Annotated in this window: 1 protein-coding gene; it reads left to right on the top strand. The window is 69.7% G+C overall.

The window, feature by feature from the left end; translation table 11 throughout:
• Nucleotides 1–53: 53 nt before the first annotated feature.
• Nucleotides 54–2,165, top strand: a 2,112-nt coding sequence (locus tag JGU66_36190; GenBank protein ID MBJ6766216.1) for an AMP-binding protein, incomplete at its 3' end; no start/stop codon positions are given.

Raw genomic sequence — 2,165 nt, 5'->3', positions numbered from 1 at the left:
CCCTCTCCGCTCACGGAAAGCTCGACCGTCACGCGCTCCCAGCACCAGGCCGCGTGAAGGGAGCGGAGGACTCGGAGTCGTGGACACTGCTTCAGGAGCAGTTGGGCACGTTGTTCCGCGAGGTGCTGCACCTGGAGCAGGTCGGCCTGCGCGATGACTTCTTCAGCTTGGGCGGCCACTCATTGCTCGCCACCCAGCTCGTCACCCGCGTCCGGGCGCGACTGGGGCTCGAGCTGTCGCTGCGCGCGTTCTTCGAGGCGTCGACCATCGAGCGGCTCGCCGAGCATCTCGACGCGATATTGCGCGGATCCTCGCGCGCGGCCATGCCGCCGCTGCGACCCGTGGCTCGCGAGGATGTGATGCCCCTGTCCTTCGCGCAGCAGCGGCTGTGGTTCCTGGATCAGCTCCAGCCGGGGCAGGCCGCGTACAACGTCCCCGTGGCCCTGCGGCTGTCGGGGCCGCTCGATGTCGAGGCCCTTCGCGCCACCTTCACGCGTCTGGTCGAGCGACACGAAGTGCTGCGCACCACGTTCGTGGTCCGTGATGGCCAACCCTGGCAGCACATCCATCCCGCGCCTGGCTCATGGCCACTCCCCGTGGAGGACATCCGCGCGTTGCCCGAGTCCCACCTGCGCGACCGGATCGCGGAGGAGTCACACCATCCGTTCGACCTGAGCACCGGACCGCTGCTGCGCACCCGACTGCTGCGCGTGGCTGAATCCGAACACGTGCTGCTGCTGTGCATGCACCACATCGTCTCGGACGGGTGGTCCATGGGCGTGCTCGTGACCGAGGTCGCAGCGCACTACGAGGCCCTCACACGGCACACCGCCGCGGCCCTGCCGGCGCTGCCCCTCCAGTACGCGGACTTCGCGAGCTGGCAGCGAGAGTGGGCTCGCTCCGAAGCCCTCCAGTCCCAGGTGCAGATCCTGCGCACGCGCCTCCAAGGTGTGCCCGTGCTGGAGTTGCCCACCGACTTCCGTCGACCCGCGACCCGCAGCCTCCGAGGCGCCAGCCGCTTCTTCCTCATCCCCGAGGAGCGCGTGGTCGCCCTGGAGCGGATGGGACGCGCCGAGGGCTCGACCTTGTTCATGGTCCTGCTCGCCGCGTTCCAGGCCCTGTTGGCGCGCTACTCGGGCCAGCGTGACTTCTGCGTCGGCAGCCCGATTGCGCAGCGGAGCCGCCCGGAGCTGGAGCCGCTCATTGGCTTCTTCGTCAACACGGTGGTCCTGCGCGCGGACCTGAATGGGGACCCCTCGTTCACGGAGCTGATCCGCCGCGTGCGCGCCGAAGCCCTGACGGCCTACACGCACCAGGATGTCCCCTTCGATCGGCTCGTGGAGGCCCTGGGCGGCGAGCGCGACTCGGAGCGCGGCTCGCTCTTCCAGGTGATGTTCGCATTGCAGAACGCGCCCATGGCACCGCCCTCGCTGCCGGGCGTGCGCGTGGACATCCTTCCCAATGCGCCGGACACGGCACGGTTCGACCTGGGCCTGTCACTCATGGCGCGCGGCGGGGCACTGGAGGGCGCGCTCGAATACAGCCAGGACCTCTTCACCCCGGCGACCGCTGAGCGCTTCGCATCGCACTTCCTCCACCTGTTGGAGGCGGTCACTCGCGATGCCGGGGAGCGGATCAGCGCGCTCGCCGTCATGGGGTCCGCTGAACGGAAGCAGGTCCTGGAGGACTGGAACGCCACGCAGGCGGACTTTCCGCGCGAGGCCACGTTGCCGGAGTTGTTCGCGCTCCAGGTCCGCCGGGCCCCCAGCGCCGTCGCCGTCGAGTTCGAGGACACGTCGCTGACCTACGCGGAGCTCGACACGCGCGCGAATCAGCTCGCGTGGCACTTGCTGAGCCTGAGGCTGGGGCCCGCACCGCGCATCGCGGTCTGCATGCATCGGAGCCTGGACCTCATCGTGGGGTTGCTGGGCATCCTCAAGATGGGCGGCAGCTACGTGCCGTTGGATCCAGCCCAGCCGTCGGAGCGGCTGTCCTTCCTCCTCGGAGACGCGGGCGCGGCGGCGGTGCTCACGCAGGAGGCGCTGGCATCAACGCTCCCCGTGGGGAGTCGCCCGGTCGTGCGCCTGGACGCCGAGGCCGAGCGAATCGCCCGTTCGCGCGGCGATGCTCCACCGCTGGAGGTCTGGGCGGAGAGCCTCGCGTAT

It is taken from the genome of Myxococcaceae bacterium JPH2, assembly GCA_016458225.1.
In the GTDB taxonomy this organism is placed as follows: domain Bacteria; phylum Myxococcota; class Myxococcia; order Myxococcales; family Myxococcaceae; genus Citreicoccus.
The sequence above is the reverse complement of the archived record's forward strand: the minus strand, read 5'-3'. Positions and strand labels throughout refer to the sequence as shown.